This is a genomic window from Rhodococcus sp. NBC_00297, assembly GCF_036173065.1.
Classification (GTDB): domain Bacteria; phylum Actinomycetota; class Actinomycetes; order Mycobacteriales; family Mycobacteriaceae; genus Rhodococcoides.
The window spans coordinates 2298270-2313457 of sequence record NZ_CP108041.1; the positions used below are offsets into that span (position 1 = coordinate 2298270).

A 15188-nucleotide genomic window follows, 5' to 3' on the forward strand; every position below is an offset into this window, starting at 1 on the left:
CTCCGTGTGTTGCAATGCAGGGTGTTCCCCTCACGGAGCACCACCACACGCACTCTCGAACGGATCACGCATGACCAGCACCGACACGCCCGCCACCGAAAGGGCGGGGCGTCGCGAGTGGTGGGGTCTCGCCGTCCTCGTCGTCCCCATCGTCCTCGTCTCGATGGACATGTCGGTCCTGTACCTCGCCCTGCCCTCGCTGACCGAGGATCTCCAGCCGAGCAGCTCGCAGCAGCTGTGGATCCTCGACATCTACAGCTTCATGCTCGCCGGCCTACTGGTCACGATGGGCTCGCTCGGCGACCGCATCGGCACCCGTCGGCTGCTCATGATCGGGTCGCTCGTCTTCGGCATCGCGTCCGTCGCCGCCGCCTTCTCGCACACCCCGGAGGCCCTCATCGCGTCGCGGGTGCTTCTCGGGATCGGCGGCGCCACCCTCGCGCCGTCGACACTGTCGTTGCTGCGCAAGCTCTTCGTCGACCCCGTGCAGCGCGGTGTCGCCATCGGAATCTGGACGGCCGGATTCGCCGGCGGTGGCTCGTTCGGCCCGGTCATCGCGGGCGCGCTGCTCGAGTACTTCTGGTGGGGCTCGGTGTTCCTCATCAACATCCCGATCATGGTGGTCCTGCTGATCGCCGCGCCGGTGATGCTGCCCGAGGCGAAGAACCCGAACCCCGGCCGCTTCGACCTGCCCGCTGTCGGCGCCTCGATCGTCGCGATGCTCGGTATCGTCTACGCGCTCAAGCACGCCGCGCAGAACGGCCTCGACTGGCAGGTGGCCGCCGCGCTCGCGGTGGGGCTCCTGGTCGGCTGGTGGTTCGTGCGACGTCAACGCGCGAGCACGCACCCCGTCATCGAGTTCGATCTGTTCCGCACCCCGGCGTTCTCCGTCGCGGTGATCGTCATCCTCGTGTCGGTCTTCATCATCACGGGCTTCAATCTGATGCTGTCGCAGTATCTTCAGCTCGTCATGGGGCTCGGCACCCTCGAGGCGGGACTGTGGTCGCTGATCCCGGCGATCGCGACGGCCACCGCCTCACTGACGGCCCCCCTGATCATGAAGCGCCGCCCGCCGGCCGTCATCCTCGTCGGCGCCATCTCCGTCATGTTCGTCGGTGCCGTCGTGATCGGTGCGGTGGCCCTCCCCTCGGACGTCGGGTCGGGCGCCACGCTCGCGATCCTGCTGTGCGGCATGGTGATCGCTGCGTTCGGTGTGGGTACCGGCACGACGTTCGGCTCGGATCGGGTGCTCGCCACCGCGGCACCGGAGAAGGCGGGCGCGGCCGGTGCCGTGTCGGAGACGGGCGCGGAACTCGGTGGGGCACTGGGCATCGCCGTGCTCGGCTCCATCAGCGTGGCCACGTACCGCCTGGTGCTGGGGCCCGCCGACACGTCCGGAGACGGCACGCTCGCCGGCACCCTGGCCGAAGCCGGCCGGATGTCACCCGACGTCGGGCCCGACCTCGCGTCCCGCGCCCGCGAGGCGTACGTGGACGGCATCGTCGCCGCGTCCGGGGCCACGCTCGTCACGCTGCTGATCGCCGGCAGCGCGGCCGCCGTCCTGTTCCGTCGAGCGCGCTGACGCACCGACTCCCGACACAGAACACCCCCTGCAGCAGGCTGCAGGGGGTGTTCTGTTCGTACCGGGTGTGTGGGCTCGCTACCGCTGGGGTGCCTGGGTGGGCACGATCGGCGCGGGCAGCGCCGTCTTTCCCATGAGGAACGAATCGACCGCGGACGCGCAGGAGCGGCCCTCGGCGATGGCCCACACGATGAGCGACTGACCGCGGCCCATGTCGCCGGCCACGAAGACGCCGTCGACGTTGGTGTTCCACTTGTCGGTCCGCGACACGTTGCCGCGCTCGTTGAGGTTCACCCCGAGATCGGTGAGCAGGCCCGGCTTCTCGGGTCCGGTGAAGCCCATCGCGAGGAACACGATGTCGGCCTCGAGGTGGAAGTCCGACCCCTCGACCTTGGCGAAGCGACCGTCCTTGAACTCGACCTCGTGCGCGTCGAGTCCGGTGACCATGCCGTTCTCGCCCGTGAAGCGTTCCGTGTTGACGGAGAAGACGCGCTCGCCACCCTCCTCGTGAGCCGAGGACACGCGGTAGACCAGCGGGTACGTCGGCCACGGGGTGGATCCGGCGCGCTCCTCCGGCGGGCGGGGCATGATCTCGAACTGGTGGACGCTGGCCGCGCCCTGACGGTGCGACGTGCCGAGGCAGTCCGCGCCGGTGTCGCCGCCGCCGATGATGACGACCTTCTTGCCCTTCGCCGTGATGGGCGGCTGGCCGTACTGGTCGACGACGTCGTCGCCGAGCTGAACACGGTTGGCCCAGGGCAGGAACTCCATCGCCTGATGGATGCCGCCGTACTCGCGGCCGGGGACCTCGAGGTCGCGGGCCTTGGTGGCACCGCCCGACAGGACGACCGAGTCGAACTCCTCGCGGAGCTCGTCCGCGGTGATGTCGACACCGACGTTGACACCGGTTCGGAAGATGGTGCCCTCGGCCTCCATCTGCGCCAACCGGCGATCGATGTGGCGCTTCTCCATCTTGAACTCGGGGATGCCGTAGCGCAGGAGTCCGCCGATGCGATCCGCTCGCTCGAACACGGTGACGGTGTGGCCGGCACGCGTGAGCTGCTGCGCTGCAGCGAGACCCGCGGGACCGGAACCGACGACGGCCACCTTCTTGCCGGTGAGGTACGTCGGGTAGACGGGCTGGACCCATCCCTCGTCGAAGGCGCGATCGATGATCTCGACCTCGACCTGCTTGATGGTCACCGGGTCCTGGTTGATGCCCAGGACGCACGACGCCTCACACGGAGCCGGGCACAGCCGGCCCGTGAACTCCGGGAAGTTGTTGGTGGCGTGCAACCGGTCGATGCTCTCGCGCCACCGGTCCTTGTACACCAGGTCGTTCCACTCGGGAATCAGATTCCCGAGCGGGCACCCGTTGTGGCAGAACGGAATGCCACAGTCCATGCACCGGCTGGCCTGGGTGCGGAGGGTGTCCGTGGAGAAGTCCTCGTACACCTCCTTCCAGTCCATCAGGCGCAGGTCCACGGGGCGCCGCGACGGGAGCTCCCGCGACGTGTTCTTCAGAAATCCTTGTGGATCACCCACGAGCTGCCTCCATGATCGCCTCGTCCACGTCCGCGCCGTTCTTCTCGGCCTCGGAGATCGCGAGCAGTACCTTCTTGTAGTCGCGGGGCATCACCTTCACGAAGTGATTGACCTGCTGAGACCAGTCCGCGAGGATGCGCTCGGCGACCTCGGACCCGGTCTCGTCACGATGCCGCGTGATCGCATCCTTGAGCCACGCGAACTCGTCACCCTGGAGCTCCTCGATGTCGACGAGCTCGGTGTTGAGGTTGTCCTCGAACGTCGAGTTCGGGTCGAAGACGAACGCCACACCGCCGGACATGCCGGCACCGAAGTTGCGGCCGGTCTCGCCGAGAATGACGACCTTGCCACCGGTCATGTACTCGCACCCGTGGTCACCGACACCCTCGACCACCGCGACGGCGCCCGAGTTACGGACGGCGAACCGCTCACCGACGACACCGCGGATGAGCGCCTCACCCTCGGTGGCACCGAAGAGGATCACGTTGCCGGCGATGATGTTGTTCTCGGCGACGAAGCTCGAGTTGGCCTGGAGCGACGGGCGTACGACGATCCGCCCACCGGACAGACCCTTGCCGACGAAGTCGTTGGCGTCGCCCTGCAGTCGCAGCGTCATGCCCTTGGGCACGAACGCTCCGAAGCTGTTACCGGCCGATCCGGTGAAGGTGATGTCGATCGTGCCTTCCGGCAGACCGTCCTCGCCGTACGCCTTGGTGACCTCGTGGCCGAGCATCGTGCCCACGGTGCGGTTCACGTTGGTGATCCGCGTCGAGAACTCGACCTTCTCGCCCTTGTCCAGTGCCTCGCGGCTCTGCGCGATGAGTTGCTGGTCGAGAGCCTTGTCCAGTGCGTGGTCCTGCGTGCCGGTGCAGTAGAGATCCTGGTTCATGAACGCCGACTCCGCGACGTCCAGGATCGGCGACAGATCGAGCTTCGACGCCTTCCAGTGATCCTTCGCCGCGGTGGTGTCCAGCAGCGCGACCTGGCCGATGGCCTCGTCGAGCGTGCGGAAACCGAACTCCGCGAGGTACTCGCGGACCTCCTCGGCGATGTACAGGAAGAAGTTCTCGACGAACTCCGGCTGACCGGCGAACCGCTTGCGCAGCAGTGGGTTCTGCGTCGCCACGCCCACCGGGCAGGTGTCGAGGTGGCAGACGCGCATCATGATGCAGCCCGAGACCACCAGCGGCGCGGTGGCGAATCCGAACTCCTCACCACCGAGCAGCGCGGCGACCATGACGTCGCGACCGGTCTTGAGCTGACCGTCGACCTGCACGACGATGCGATCGCGAAGACCGTTGAGCAGCAACGTCTGCTGGGTCTCGGCCAGGCCGAGCTCCCATGGTGCGCCGGCGTGCTTGACCGACGTCAACGGGGTGGCGCCCGTGCCGCCGTCGTGGCCCGAGATGAGCACCACGTCCGCGTGCGCCTTGGAGACACCGGCGGCGACCGTACCGACACCGACCTCGGAGACGAGCTTCACGTGGATGCGCGCCGACGGGTTGGCGTTCTTCAGGTCGTGGATCAGCTGAGCCAGATCCTCGATCGAGTAGATGTCATGGTGCGGGGGCGGCGAGATGAGGCCGACACCCGGCGTCGAGTGACGCACCTCGGCCACCCACGGGTACACCTTGTGCGCCGGAAGCTGGCCACCCTCACCGGGCTTGGCGCCCTGCGCCATCTTGATCTGGATGTCGGTGCAGTTGGTCAGGTAGTTCGACGTGACACCGAAACGACCCGACGCGACCTGTTTGATGGCCGACCGACGCCAGTCACCGTTCTCGTCGGGGAGGAAGCGTGCGGTGTCCTCGCCGCCCTCACCCGAGTTCGAGCGACCACCGAGGCGGTTCATCGCGATGGCCAGCGTCTCGTGCGCCTCTGCCGAGATGGAGCCGTAGCTCATCGCACCCGTGGAGAAACGCTTGACGATGTCGCGTGCCGACTCGACCTCGTCGATCGGGATCGGGGTGCGACCCTCGGTCTTGAAGCGGAACAGTCCGCGCAGCGACGCGAGCCGCTCGGACTGGTCGTCCACCATGCGGGTGTACTCCTTGAACACGGAGTACTGACCGGTGCGGGTGGCGTGCTGGAGCTTGAACACCGTGTCCGGGTTGAACAGGTGGTACTCGCCCTCGCGGCGCCACTGGTACTCGCCGCCCGTCTCGAGCTCGCGGTGCGCGCGCTCGAACTTGTTGTCCAGGTAAGCGACTCCGTGACGCACCGCGACGTCGGCCGCGATCTGGTCGAGGTCGATGCCGCCGAGCGGCGACTGCACGCCGTAGAAGTACTCGTCGACCAGTGCCTGCGACAGGCCGATGACCTGGAACAGCTGGGCGCCGGTGTACGAGGCGAGCGTCGAGATGCCCATCTTCGACATCACCTTCAGCACACCCTTGCCGGCGGCCTTGATGTAGTTCTTGACGGCGCTGTCGTAGTCGATGCCCTGCAGGGTGTCGCGATCGATCATGTCCTCGATCGACTCGAACGCCATGTAGGGGTTGACCGCTGCAGCACCGAAGCCGACGAGGGTGGCCATGTGGTGGACCTCGCGGGCGTCACCGGCCTCGACGATCAGCCCCACCTTGGTGCGGGTCTTCTCCCGGACGAGGTGGTGATGCACGGCCGAGGTCAGCAGCAGCGACGGGATCGGTGCCAGCCGTTCGCTCGACTCGCGGTCGGACAGGATGACGATGCGCGCGCCGCCGTCGATCGCCGCGGAGACCTGCGAACGAATGATCTCGAGCGAACGACGTAGTCCCTCACCGCCTTCGGCGACCGGGTAGAGGCCGCGGACCACCACGGAGCGCAGTCCGTCCTGGGTGCCGTCGTCGTTGATGTGGACCAGCTTGGCCAGCTCGTCGTTGTGCAGGATCGGCGACTTCAGCACGATCTGCCGGCATGCTTCGGCACTGGGCTGCAGGAGATCCCGCTCGGGACCGATGGTGCCGCCGAGGCTGGTGACCACCTCTTCCCGGATGGCGTCCAGGGGCGGATTCGTCACCTGGGCGAACAGCTGGGAGAAGTAGTCGAACAGCATGCGCGGGCGGTTCGAGAGCACGGCGACGGGCGTGTCGGTGCCCATGGACCCGATGGCCTCGGCGCCGGCCTTGGCCATGGGAGCGACCAGCATGGTCAGTTCCTCGGTGGTGTAGCCGAAGATCTGCTGACGGATCAGCACACGGTCGTGCGTCATGTGGACGTGCGGGCGCTCGGGCAGGTCGTCGATCTCGACGAGGCCCTCGTCGAGCCACTCTTGGTAGGGGTGCTCGGCGGCGAGCTCGTCCTTGATCTCGTCGTCGCTGACGATGCGGCCCTGCGCGGTGTCCACCAGGAACATGCGGCCGGGCTGCAGGCGGACCTTACGCACGATCTTCGACGGCTCGATGTCGAGGACGCCGACCTCGGACGCCATGATGACCAGGCCGTCCTCGGTGACCCAGAGACGGCTCGGACGCAGGCCGTTGCGGTCGAGGACCGCGCCGATGACGGTGCCGTCGGTGAAGCACACCGACGCCGGTCCGTCCCACGGCTCCATCAGAGTCGAGTGGTACTGGTAGAACGCCCGGCGAGCCGGATCCATCTTGTCGTGGTGCTCCCACGCCTCGGGGATCATCATCAGCACGGCGTGCGGCAGGCTGCGACCGCCGAGGTGCAGGAACTCCAGCACCTCGTCGAAGCGCGCGGTGTCCGACGCTCCGTGCGTGTTCACCGGGAAGATCTTCTCGAGCTTCTCCGGGCCACCGAAGACGTCCGACTCGATGAGGGCCTCGCGGGCACGCATCCAGTTCTCGTTGCCGGTGACGGTGTTGATCTCACCGTTGTGCGCGACACGGCGGAACGGGTGTGCCAGCGGCCAGGAGGGGAACGTGTTGGTGGAGAAGCGCGAGTGCACCAGACCGAGGGCACTGACGACGCGCTCGTCCTGCAGATCGAGGTAGAAGCCTCGCAGCTGCGGCGTCGTGAGCATGCCCTTGTAGACGATGGTCGACGGCGACAGCGACGGGAAGTACACGGACTCGCGTCCGGGACCGTCCTTGCCGGGGCCTTCGAGGCCGAGTTCGTGCTCGACGCGCTTGCGCACGACGAACGCGCGGCGCTCGAGATCGATGCCGGACAGTGCACGGTCGGGAGCGGCGACGAACAGCTGGCGGAACGTCGGCATGGCGTCGCGCGCCAGCGCGCCCAGGGAGGCGTCGTCCGTCTCGATGTCGCGCCAGCCGAGAACCTCGAGGCCCTCCTCGGTCACGACACGCTCGACGCCGGCGACAGCCTCGGCGGACGCGGCGCGCGCCTGCGGGAGGAACGCGATACCGGTGGCGTAGGAACCCTCGGGCGGCAGATCGAAGTCGACCACGGCGCGGTAGAACGCGTCGGGGACCTGGATCAGGATGCCGGCACCGTCACCCGTGTTGGGCTCGGCACCCGCAGCGCCGCGGTGTTCGAGATTGATCAACGCCGTGATCGCCTTGTCGACGATGTCGCGGCTCCGTCGGCCGTGCATGTCGACCACGAACGCGACACCGCAGGAGTCGTGTTCGTTGGCGGGATCGTAGAGGCCGCGCGCTGATGGGTACCGGTGTCCGGGAAGCTGCATGTGTCTTGCCTAACTGACGAGTCGAGCCAAGATCCGCGAGAGCGCGGCCACGTCCGAGATTCGACGCGAGCCACCGCGGGGCGATGCGAGAGCGGGTTCGCCGTTGAACACGCACTCCGATGGGGCTCCGGCCACTCTCGGACAACGATCCGTTCCGAGGTGGTGACCGAGTGTTTTCGGGCAGGGGCGATCCTTGTGGGTCGACCCCGCAGCTGAACGATAAGTCAGGAACCGGTCGAATTCACAAATCAGGGCATCCTCATTCGGGCCTGACCTGGTCGTTCCCCCGGCGGTGTGGGTGTGTGCGCGACGTTGCGCGGTACCTCGGCGTTCGTTCACGAGAATACTCCGGGAGCGCACGAGCTCGACGTCGGAGATCTCACACCGAGACGTACGTCCGATGAAAGACTACTGGCCGTAGCGATTTCTCGGCTACGGCCAGTGTGGTGGGCGAAGGGGGACTTGAACCCCCACGTCCCGAAGGACACTGGCACCTGAAGCCAGCGCGTCTGCCATTCCGCCACTCGCCCGAGCGACGGGACGAGATTAACACGACCCGTCACTCGGGCAGAAATCCATACCGTCGGTCCGGGTTTCCGGTCCCGAGGCGGGGCCGGGAACCGGTTCCGGGCGTATAGCATGGATCGGTAGTCGCACGACGGAAGGACACGCGAGGCCGCACGGCCTGCGCGGACGTCGGCGGCGTGGACGCCTCGGGGACGGTTCCAGCATCATGAGTCTCCGATGCACGGACGCAGTACCGATGTGAGACGCAGTACCGACGAAGACGGAGAAGGAGGGTGTCGTGGGAGTGGTTCAGCGATTCGAGAGAAAGCTGCAGAGTGCTGTCGGTGACGCCTTCGCTCGCGTCTTCGGTGGCGGTGTGGTGCCGCAGGAGGTCGAGGCGGCCCTCCAGCAGGAGGCCACCATGTCGGTCCGCACGCTGGACGGCGGACATCTGCTGGCACCCAACGCCTACGTCATCACCATCAGCCCGTCGGATCACGACAGGCTCGCGTCCGACCACGACCTCACCACTCGCGCCTTCTCACGCCATCTCCAGGACTTCATCACCGACCAGGGATGGCAGACGTACGGGCGCGTGGTGGTCCGCTTCGAACCGTCCACCACACTGCACACGGGACAGTTCCGCACGTCGGGAACAGTCGATCCCGACGCGTCACCCCAGCAGAGCGCTCCACCTCACCAGTCCACTGCACAAGACCGACCGTCGTCGACATCAGGAGCCGGCCCCATGACCCAGAACTCAGGGACTCAGAACCAGGGCGACGAGCCCGACCGCGACAACGATCGGCCCGCATCGGGCGTCGCCGCCCGTGCCCCTCGCAACGGCAGCGCGTACCCGTCCGAGGCGTACGACCCCGAGGCGTCGGGCCGCGTCGACCCGGCGGCGGAGAACCGGGTGCGCCCGCCCCGCGCGTACGGCGACTCCGAGCAGGACGCCCGCGGCTACGGCCGCCCGCCCGCCGGTCAGGAGCAGGGCGGATACGGACGCGCACCGTACGGACAGGGTCACGATCAGCAGGGCTACGGCCAGGCCGGGTACGACCAGCAGGGCTACGGCCAGGCCGGGTACGACCAGCAGGGTCACGAGCAGGGCGGCTACGACCAGGGATACGGACGCCAGCCGCAGAACCGCGCCCCCTACGACTCGCGTGCCTACGGCCAGCAGCCTCCCGCTCAGCAGCCGTACGACCGCCAGGCCTACGGACAGCCGGCGGCGGATCCGCGCGGTCACGGCCGTCCTCAGTACGACCAGGGTGGACCCGATCCCCGCGCCTACGGCCAGCAGGGCTACGGCCAGGGCGGGTACGACCAGCAGGGCTACGACCAGGGCGGCTATGACCAGCGCGGGTACGACCAGGGTGGTTACGACCAGGGCGGGTACGACCAGCGCGGCTACGACCAGGGCGGCTACGACCGGTCGGGCTACGACCAGAACGGTCAGGACCAGCACGGTCAGGACCGTCAGCAGGCGTACGGCGACTACGACCAGCGCGGCTACGCCGACGGTGGCCAGGCCGCACAGCCGCGGGCGTACGGCGCTGCGGCGGCGTACGACCAGCCGGCCACACAGGGCTACCAGCAGGTCGCGGACGGGGACGACTACGACCGCCCGGCCGCGTCTCGCGGGCTCGCCGCCACCCTGCAGCTCGAGGACGGCAGCGGCCGTCACTACCAGCTGCGCGAGGGCGGCAACGTCGTCGGTCGCGGCCAGGAGGCCCAGTTCCGGCTCCCCGACACCGGCGTCTCGCGTCGGCACTTCGAGATCCGCTGGGACGGCCGGGTGGCCATGCTGTCCGACCTGGGTTCCACCAACGGCACGACCGTGAACGGTGCACCGGTCCAGGACTGGCAGCTGGCCGACGGCGACATCGTCCGCGCCGGACATTCGGAGATCCTCGTCCGCATCGTCTGACACGACCGGACCGGCGACGGGTGCGGCGGCCGACACCGGCCGTCGGCGCCTGCCCTTATGATGCTCCGAGACGGGACGTCCCCGGGCGACCGAGAAAGCCGTGACCCGGCTTCTGGTGACACGAGGAGGTGACACGCTGTGCAGGGATTGATTCTGCAGCTCACTCGAGCTGGCTTCCTCCTGATCCTGTGGTTGTTCGTCTGGGCAGTGCTGCGCACCCTGCGGTCGGACATCTATGCGGCCTCCGGGCTGCGCGTGGCACCGCGCTCCCGCACGTCACCGGTGTCGCTGCAGGGCCGCAAGGCGAAGGTGGCCAAGCAGCTGGTGGTCACGCAGGGTTCGCTGGCCGGTACCCGCATCACGCTCGGGTCGCAGCCGGTCCTCATGGGTCGGGCGGACGACTCGACGTTGGTCCTCACCGACGACTACGCGTCCACGCGCCACGCACGGCTGTCTCCTCGCGGGGGTGACTGGTACGTCGAGGATCTCGGTTCGACCAACGGCACCTACCTCGACCGGGCCAAGGTCACGACGGCGGTGCGCGTCCCGCTGGGCACGCCCGTCCGCGTCGGCAAGACCGTGATCGAGCTGCGCCCGTGACACTGGTTCTCCGCTACGCCGCGCGCAGCGATCGCGGTCTCGTGCGATCCAACAACGAGGACTCGGTCTACGCCGGTGCGCGCCTGCTCGCTCTCGCCGACGGCATGGGAGGGCACGCCGCCGGTGAGGTCGCGTCCCAGCTCATGATCGCGGCGCTCGCCCACCTCGACGACGACGAGCCGGGAGACGATCTCCTGGGCAAGCTCGAACGGGCGACGCGCGAGGGCAACGCCACCATCGCCGAGCAGGTCGAGGAGGATCCCGAGCTCGACGGCATGGGCACGACCCTGACGGCGATCCTGTTCGGCGGCAGAAAGATCGGGCTCGTCCACATCGGCGACTCGCGTGCCTACCTGCTGCGCGACGACGAGCTGACGCAGATCACGCGAGACGACACGTTCGTCCAGTCCCTGGTCGACGAGGGCCGGATCACGGCCGAGCAGGCGCACTCGCACCCGCAGCGGTCGCTCATCATGCGCGCGCTCACCGGTAACGAGATCGAGCCGACGCTCACGGTGCGGGAGGCCCGCGCCGGGGATCGGTATCTCCTGTGCTCGGACGGCCTGTCCGACGTCGTCAGCAGCGAGACCATCGCCGACACGCTCCGCGAGGGCGAGAACGACGAGTGCGCCGATCGGCTCATCGAGCTGGCGCTGCGCAGCGGTGGCCCCGACAACGTCACCGTCGTCGTCGCCGACGTCATCGATCTGGACTACGGCCAGTCGCACCCCATTCTCGCCGGAGCCGCGTCGATGTCCGACGAGGAGGACGCGCCGCCGCCGAACACGGCAGCCGGCCGCGCCGCCGCCATGCGGCCGCCCCGCACCACCCCGAAACGTGTCGTGACACCACCGCCCGTGCCGGAGAAGAAGTCGCACAAGCTCCGGTGGTCACTCGCCGGCCTCGGCGTGGTCGCCCTTCTCGTCGTCGGTCTCGTCGTGGGATGGCAACTGCTGCAACGTAACTACTACGTCGGAACCGACGACGGTCGCGTGGTGGTGATGCGCGGAGTCTCCGGTTCGGTGCTCGGCTTCTCGCTGCAGGAGGTCGATCTGGTCGGCTGCGTACGCGACGGGGCGACGGCCACCGAGGACGCGACGGTCGAGCTGCGCGCTCCCGGCGATGCCGACTGCACGATCCTGGGTGTCGACGATCTCCAGCCCTCGGCACGCGAACAGGTGCGCTCGGGTCTGCCGTCGGGCACCCTCGACGACGCGCGCACCCAGGTGGCGCGACTCGCGTCCGGTGACCTGCTGCCCCCGTGCACGCCGCCGGCGAGCACCACCACCACGCCGAGCGCCACTCCCGAGGCCACGCCTGCTCCCACGGCCGCACCGCCCGCTCCGGACCCGGCGGTGCCCGTCGATCCGGCGGCTCCCGTGACCACCACGATCGAGCCCACCCCGGCACCGACGCCGACGCTGGTGGCGGGCCAGACCTGCAGGACAGGTTCGTGATGTCCGCTCCGAACCTGCCGACCCCGAACCGGCCCACCCCCAGCCAGTCGTCCGCCTCGTTCCCCAGCCCGCCCGGTGGGTTCGCCCCCGCCCCACCGCAGTCGACGAGACGCGGTGTCGAGGCGGCACTGCTCGGCGCGGCCGCGGTCATCACCACGGTGTCGCTGGTGCTCGTCGAGGCGAGCCAGGAGCAGGCCATCACCTGGGACCTGGCGAAGTACGGCCTCGCCTACCTCGCGATGTTCGCGGTCGCCCACGCCGCGGTCCGTCGATTCGCCACCCACGCGGATCCGCTGCTGCTCCCGGTCGTCGCCATGCTGAACGGGCTCGGACTGGTGCTCATCCACCGGCTCGACCTCGCGGCGCAGCAGTCGGCGGTGTACCTCGGCATCGAGGAGCCGTCGGCCGACGCCACGCAGCAGGTGCTGTGGACGGCCCTGGGCATCGCCGGGTTCATCGCTGTCCTCGTGCTGGTCCGCGACTACCGCACCCTCGCGCGGTACGGCTACACCCTGGGCCTCGGCGGTCTGGTGTTCCTGGCCCTGCCGGCCGTCCTGCCCTCCTCGTTGTCCGAGGTCAACGGCTCGAAGATCTGGATCCGGTTGCCCGGCTTCAGCATCCAACCCGGTGAGTTCTCGAAGATCCTGCTGCTCATCTTCTTCGCCTCGGTGCTCGTGGCGAAGCGCGAGCTCTTCACCACCGCGGGCAAGCACGTGCTCGGCATGGACTTCCCGCGCGCCCGCGATCTCGGCCCCATCGTCGTCGCGTGGATCGTGTCCATCGGCGTCCTGGTGTTCGAGAAGGATCTCGGCACGTCGCTGCTGATCTACTGCACGGTCCTGGTGATGATCTACGTCGCCACCGAGCGCGTCGGTTGGATCGTCGTGGGTGTGGCGCTGCTCCTGCTCGGCTTCCTGCTCGCGTATCAGTTCTTCGGGCACGTGAAGATCCGCACCGACACATGGCTGGATCCGTTCGCGGACTACAACGACACCGGCTATCAGATCTCGCAGTCGCTCTTCGGTCTGGCGACCGGCGGCATGGGCGGTACCGGGCTCGGCAGTGGCCGGCCGTCGCAGGTGCCGTTCGCGAGCACCGACTTCATCATCGCGACCATCGGCGAGGAGCTCGGCCTCATCGGCCTGGCCGCCGTGTTGATGCTCTATCTGGTCTTCGTGTTGCGTGGGCTGCGCACCGCCCTCGCGGTGCGCGACAGCTTCGGCAAGCTGCTCGCCGCCGGACTGTCCGTCACCATCGCGGTGCAGCTGTTCGTCGTCGTCGGCGGCGTCACCAAGCTCATCCCGCTCACCGGTCTCACCACACCGTTCATGTCCTACGGAGGATCCTCGCTGCTCGCGAACTACGCTCTGGTCGCCCTGCTCATCAAGATCTCGGACGCTGCGCGGGCGCCCGTCGTGCCGCAGAGACGCGGACCGGCGGCTCCGATCGGTGACGCTCCCACCGAGGTGGTGAAGCGCCCGTGAACACACCTCTGCGCAGAGTCGCCATCGGCGTCATGGCGATGATCGTCGTCCTGCTCGCGAACGCGACGTACGTCCAGGTCATCAAGGCGGACGACCTCCGAACGGATCCGCGGAACTCGCGGGTGCTGCTCGACGAGTACGCACGCCAGCGTGGGCAGATCTCGAGCGGCGGCCAGGTGCTCGCGGCCTCCGTCGCGACGGACGATCGCTACAAGTACCTGCGGACGTACCCCGCCAACCCCGCGGCACCGTCCAGCCCGGCCGCCAACGCACCGGTCACCGGCTTCTACTCGATGCTGTACTCGAGCACCGCTCTCGAACGGTCCGAGGACGCAGTGTTGAACGGCTCGGACAACCGACTGTTCGGCAAGCGGTTCTTCGACCTGCTCTCCGGTCGCGACCCCCGCGGCGGCAACGTCGTCACCACGATCGATCCGGTGATGCAGCAGGTCGCCTACGACCAGTTGACGTCGAAGGGCTACACCGGCTCCGTCGTGGCCATCGAGCCGTCCACCGGCAAGATCCTGACGATGGTGAGCACGCCGAGCTACGACCCCAACGAGCTCGCGACGCACGACGGCGAGACGTCGACGCAGGCGTGGGAGCGACTGAGCAGCGATCCGGGCGAGCCCCTGGTCAACCGCGCGGTCTCCCAGACCTACCCGCCCGGTTCGACGTTCAAGGTGGTCGTCACCGCGGCGGCGCTGGCGGCCGGCTCCACCCCGGACACCCAGCTCACGGCGGCGCCGACCATCACGCTGCCCGACACGTCGACGACGCTCGAGAACTACAACGGCTCCACGTGCGGCGGCGGCGCCACCGCGTCGTTGCGCGAGGCGTTCGCGCGCTCGTGCAACACCGCCTTCGTGGAACTCGGTATCGACGCCGGCACCCAGAACGTCAAGGACACCGCGTCCGCGTTCGGCATCGGCGAGGCGAACCAGGCCGTGCCGATCCCGGTCGCCGACAGCACCGTCGGGGAGATCCCCGACGACGCCGCCCTCGGTCAGAGCAGCATCGGCCAGCGCGACGTCGCACTGACACCGCTGCAGAACGCCGAGATCGCCGCCACCATCGCGAACGGTGGCGTGCGCATGGCGCCGCACATGGTGGCCCAGCTGCAGGGTCCGGATCTGTCGACCCTCGACACCACCGAGCCCACGTCACTGGGCCAGTCGATCTCTCCCGAGGTCGCGTCCACGCTCACCGATCTGATGGTCGGCTCGGAGAACAACTCCGGCGGCGAGGGCAAGATCGCGGGGGTGCAGATCGCATCCAAGACCGGCACCGCCGAGCACGGCAGCGATCCGCGCAACACCCCTCCGCACGCCTGGTACATCGCGTTCGCGCCGGCACAGGACCCGAAGATCGCCATCGCGGTCATCGTCGAGAACGGTGGTGACCGCGCACTCGCCGCCACCGGTGGGTCCGTCGCGGCACCAGTGGCGAGAGCAGTGCTCGGCGCCGGATTGCAGGGGAGGTGAGC

Annotated in this window: 8 protein-coding genes and 1 tRNA gene; 6 read left to right on the forward strand and 3 right to left on the reverse strand. The window is 68.4% G+C overall.

Going from position 1 to position 15188, the window contains the following annotated elements:
• Positions 1 to 70: 70 nt before the first annotated feature.
• Positions 71 to 1582 (forward strand): MFS transporter, encoded by a 1512-nt coding sequence (locus OG947_RS11015; protein ID WP_027505920.1) that lies wholly within the window; start codon positions 71 to 73, stop codon positions 1580 to 1582.
• A gap of 78 nt (positions 1583 to 1660) precedes the next feature.
• On the opposite strand, the gene OG947_RS11020 is transcribed toward OG947_RS11015, so the two are convergent.
• The 3 genes from OG947_RS11020 to OG947_RS11030 form a co-directional block, all read right to left on the reverse strand.
• Positions 1661 to 3127 (reverse strand): glutamate synthase subunit beta, encoded by a 1467-nt coding sequence (locus OG947_RS11020; RefSeq protein WP_027505921.1) that lies wholly within the window; start codon positions 3125 to 3127, stop codon positions 1661 to 1663.
• Positions 3120 to 7721 carry a glutamate synthase large subunit gene (gene gltB / locus OG947_RS11025; protein ID WP_222632497.1) on the reverse strand — a complete coding sequence of 1534 codons (4602 nt, stop codon included), beginning with the start codon at positions 7719 to 7721 and terminating at the stop codon, positions 3120 to 3122. The genes OG947_RS11020 and gltB overlap by 8 nt, the downstream gene beginning before the upstream one ends.
• A 444-nt stretch (positions 7722 to 8165) precedes the next feature.
• Positions 8166 to 8251, reverse strand: a tRNA-Leu gene (locus OG947_RS11030).
• Between the two features lie 275 nt (positions 8252 to 8526).
• On the opposite strand from OG947_RS11030, the gene OG947_RS11035 reads away from it, so the two are divergent.
• The 5 genes from OG947_RS11035 (at position 8527) to OG947_RS11055 (ending at position 15186) form a co-directional block, all read left to right on the forward strand.
• On the forward strand, positions 8527 to 10161 hold the full coding sequence (locus OG947_RS11035) for an FhaA domain-containing protein (protein WP_328811850.1): 1635 nt from the start codon (positions 8527 to 8529) through the stop codon (positions 10159 to 10161).
• 138 nt (positions 10162 to 10299) lie between these two features.
• The gene (locus tag OG947_RS11040; protein ID WP_027505924.1) at positions 10300 to 10761 is read left to right on the forward strand and encodes an FHA domain-containing protein FhaB/FipA; all 462 of its coding nucleotides are present in this window, start codon (positions 10300 to 10302) and stop codon (positions 10759 to 10761) included.
• Positions 10758 to 12218: a PP2C family protein-serine/threonine phosphatase gene (locus OG947_RS11045; RefSeq protein WP_222649996.1), complete on the forward strand. Its 1461-nt coding sequence runs from the start codon at positions 10758 to 10760 to the stop codon at positions 12216 to 12218. The genes OG947_RS11040 and OG947_RS11045 overlap by 4 nt, the downstream gene beginning before the upstream one ends.
• A complete protein-coding gene (locus tag OG947_RS11050) occupies positions 12218 to 13702 on the forward strand; it encodes an FtsW/RodA/SpoVE family cell cycle protein (protein ID WP_222650098.1) in 1485 nt (494 codons plus the stop codon). The genes OG947_RS11045 and OG947_RS11050 overlap by 1 nt, the downstream gene beginning before the upstream one ends.
• The gene (locus OG947_RS11055; RefSeq protein WP_222637829.1) at positions 13699 to 15186 is read left to right on the forward strand and encodes a penicillin-binding transpeptidase domain-containing protein; all 1488 of its coding nucleotides are present in this window, start codon (positions 13699 to 13701) and stop codon (positions 15184 to 15186) included. The genes OG947_RS11050 and OG947_RS11055 overlap by 4 nt, the downstream gene beginning before the upstream one ends.
• Positions 15187 to 15188 lie beyond the last annotated feature (2 nt).

Excerpts from the sequence above, each read along its gene's own strand:
- OG947_RS11015 (WP_027505920.1), top strand. The coding sequence starts at position 71 with ATGACCAGCACCGACACGCCCGCCACCGAAAGGGCGGGGCGTCGCGAG.
- gltB (WP_222632497.1), bottom strand. The coding sequence starts at position 7,721 with ATGCAGCTTCCCGGACACCGGTACCCATCAGCGCGCGGCCTCTACGAT.
- OG947_RS11050 (WP_222650098.1), top strand. The coding sequence starts at position 12,218 with ATGTCCGCTCCGAACCTGCCGACCCCGAACCGGCCCACCCCCAGCCAG.